Origin of the sequence: Treponema sp. UBA3813, assembly GCA_002368605.1 — a bacterium.
GTDB lineage: Bacteria > Spirochaetota > Spirochaetia > Treponematales > Treponemataceae > Treponema_D.
The window spans coordinates 1-3,306 of sequence record DFEB01000001.1; the positions used below are offsets into that span (position 1 = coordinate 1).

Sequence of the window (3,306 nt, forward strand, 5' to 3'; positions counted from 1 at the left end):
AAGTCAAATGTCGAGTTTTGAAATTTACAGGCTGTATCAAAAAACGGCTTCCAGTCGTGGAAACGGCTTAGCGAAACCGCAGGCTCGCCTGCTGCACGCAGTTTGTGCTTGTAATTATATACATTTGCCGCTTACGCGGCAGCACAAACTGAGTGCTTTCGTAAGCCGTTTCACTCCTTCACGCCGTTTTTTGAAATATTCGACAAGTTCAAAACTCGCCATTCAACGGCTTTTTAGATATAGAATGGAAAAATGCCGAGTTTTGCATTTGCTGAACAGTGCAAAACTCGGCATTTGACCTAAAAGATATTATAAAAATCGAGAGGTACTGATATGTGGAATTACAGTCTCATTCTCCCTGATTTTATCATTCTCTTTACTTTTTTAGTTTACTACTTTGCACATCCGAGACTTCCGATAAAATTAAACAGAAGATTTCTTTTTATCCTTATTGTAAATATTATCACTATCACTTCTGATGTCGTCTCATCACTTGCTCTTGAAAACGCTTCTTATTTTTCATCCTGTGCCTTGCGTGTATTTAATACGATTTTTTTCTTTTTCTTCATTCTCCGCTCTTTATGTTTCTTTCTTTTTATCGAGGATGTCCTTGATTTACATTCAAAAAGAAAGTCTTTGCTGAGCCTGATAAAGCATCTTGTTTTCATTTTTTCCGAGTTGATTGCTTTCTCAAATTTCTTTTTTGATACGATTTTTTCGATTTCGGCAACTTGTATCTATACCAGAGGCTCTTTTTATAATTTAATATACATCTGCGCTTTCTATTATTTGGCACTCGCTTTTTTACAAATCCTCTTTCACAGAAAAAAAGTCGCTTCTCCACTCTTTGTGGCACTTCTGAGTTTTAATCTCGTGCTTTCCGTCGGTTATATTTTCAGAATTTTATTTCCTCAGTATCTTGTGATGAATTTTTTTGCTCTCCTGTCGATTATCATTATTTTCATTACCTTCGAAAATCCGATTTATTTTCTTTCCTCAAAAACAAAGGCTTTCAACAAAAGCGCGCTTCATGCAATCCTCAAAGAATATGAATGCAAAAGAAGTCCTCTGGTCTTGGCCTTCGTGATTCGCAATTACAACGAACTTCGAGAGATTTACAGCCCCGCCCAAATGGACAGGGGAATTTCCCTTATTTCTCTCTTCTTAATGAAAAAATATCCTCGTTTGCTGCTTTTTTATCTTAGGGACGGCCGCTTTGTGCTGATGGGGCAGGACAATTCTAAATCCGACAAGATTCGCGAATCCGACAAGATTCGCGAAGAAATTTCCATGCGTTTTTCTCATGGCTGGAGAGCTGGTTCTGATGTTGATCTCTATCTTGAGCCAAAATTCGTGCAGTTTGCCGATGGGATTGATTTTTCTAATTCTAAAAAGATTTCATCTGCCTTGTTTGCTGCCTTTAAAGAGGCCGAAAATCTTGAATCCGTAAACATTCTTATCACAGATGAGACTCTCAAAGGAATCGAAGAAACTACACGGATAAAGCGAGCCGTAGAATATGCCGTTGAGAACAATTCCGTGGAGATGTTCCTGCAGCCCCTCATGGACAGCAAAGATTACAAACTGGCTGGCGCTGAGGCTTTGGCCAGAATCCGTGACGAAAAGGGAAATTTGATTCCGCCAGGTCTTTTTATCCCCATCGCAGAGAAAAACGGCCGCATAAACAGCATGGGCGAGCAGATGTTTGAGAAAGCCTGTGAATTTATCCATAACCACGACATAGCCAAAATGGGGATTTCATGGATTAATGTGAATCTTTCGCCGATTCAGTTCCTCCGCCCTGATTTGAACAAACGATTTTCTCAAATCCTTGAAAAATACAAGGTTCCTGCCGAAAAAATTCACCTTGAAATTACTGAAGAGTCCATGATTGACTATGCACTCCTTCAAAAACAGATTCAAAGTATGCGGTCTTCTGGCTTCCAGTTTGTCCTTGACGATTACGGAAGCGGCTATTCCAATGTAAGCAGGCTTAAACGATGTCCTTTTATAAATGTCAAGCTGGACATGGAAATAGTGCGGGATTATTTCAATGCTCCTGATAAGATTCTTCCCACGATGGTTCAGACCTTCAAGCAGATGAATTTCACGGTTACGGCAGAGGGAGTAGAAACACTGGAAATGGTTGAGTCCATGAAAAATATCGGCTGTGATTTCCTTCAGGGTTATTATTTTTCAAAACCGCTTCCCGCCGAAGAATTTGCGAAAAAATACGGGATTCAGTAAAATAATCTCTAAGGTAGGATTCAATATGAATGTTTTGGTTATTGGTGGCGCGGGCTATATCGGATCTCATGTTGTTAAGGAATTAATGGCGAATGGCCACAAAGTCACAGTTTTCGACAATCTTTCCAGTGGTTTGCGGGAAAATCTTTTTAAGGAAAATGATTTTATTTACGGAAACATTTTGATTGAGCGGGATTTGGATCTGGCTTTTGCCCGGGGCTTTGACGCTTTCGTTCACCTTGCGGCTTTCAAGGCTGCCGGCGAATCAATGGTGGAGCCGGAAAAATACTCAATCAACAACATAACCGGCACCCTCAACATCATGAATGCGGCCGTCAAACATAATTGCAAAATCATGATTTTCTCTTCAAGTGCGGCGACTTTCGGTGAGCCACAGTATCTTCCTATTGACGAAAATCATCCCCAGAACCCAATCAACTACTACGGATTCACAAAACTTGAAATCGAGCGCTTCATGGACTGGTACGACCAGCTCCGCGGTCTCAAATTCGCAGCCCTCCGTTACTTCAACGCGGCAGGCTATGACCCGGAAGGCATTGTCTGTGGATTGGAGCAGAAGCCAGAGAATCTTTTGCCTCGTGTTATGGAAGCAGCTTTGGGGCAGCGACAGCTTAAAATTTTCGGAACTGACTACGACACCCGCGACGGCACTTGTATCCGCGACTACATTCATGTCACAGACCTTGCCCGCGCTCATGTCATGGCACTGGATTACATCGCCAAAAATGGCAAATCCCTCAAGCTCAACTTGGGAACCGAAAAGGGAACGACCGTAAAAGAAATCATCGATGCCGCCAGAAGAATCACAGGAAAGCCCATCCCGGCCGCAGAAGCTCCCCGCCGACCGGGAGATCCTGCAAGCCTCTACGCAAAATACGACAAGGCAAAGGAACTTTTAGGCTGGGAGCCAAAATACAGCGATGTAGAAACCCTGGTAAGCACTACATGGAAGGCATACACTAAAAGTAATTAAATAGTGCCACACGGATACGATTTTGCTAGGCAAAATCCTTTAAAAAAGGGGCTGTCCTAGAAGTT

Annotated in this window: 2 protein-coding genes; both read left to right on the forward strand. The window is 42.1% G+C overall.

Annotated elements, in window-relative coordinates; genetic code table 11:
* The first annotated feature begins 333 nt into the window (after positions 1-333).
* Positions 334-2,247, forward strand: a complete 1,914-nt coding sequence (locus B2089_RS00005) for an EAL domain-containing protein (protein WP_296323867.1) — start codon at positions 334-336, stop codon at positions 2,245-2,247.
* A 25-nt stretch (positions 2,248-2,272) separates the two neighbouring features.
* A complete protein-coding gene (galE, locus tag B2089_RS00010) occupies positions 2,273-3,241 on the forward strand; it encodes a UDP-glucose 4-epimerase GalE (protein WP_296323865.1) in 969 nt (322 codons plus the stop codon).
* Positions 3,242-3,306 lie beyond the last annotated feature (65 nt).

Excerpts from the sequence above, each read along its gene's own strand:
- B2089_RS00005 (WP_296323867.1), top strand. The coding sequence starts at position 334 with ATGTGGAATTACAGTCTCATTCTCCCTGATTTTATCATTCTCTTTACT.
- galE (WP_296323865.1), top strand. The coding sequence starts at position 2,273 with ATGAATGTTTTGGTTATTGGTGGCGCGGGCTATATCGGATCTCATGTT.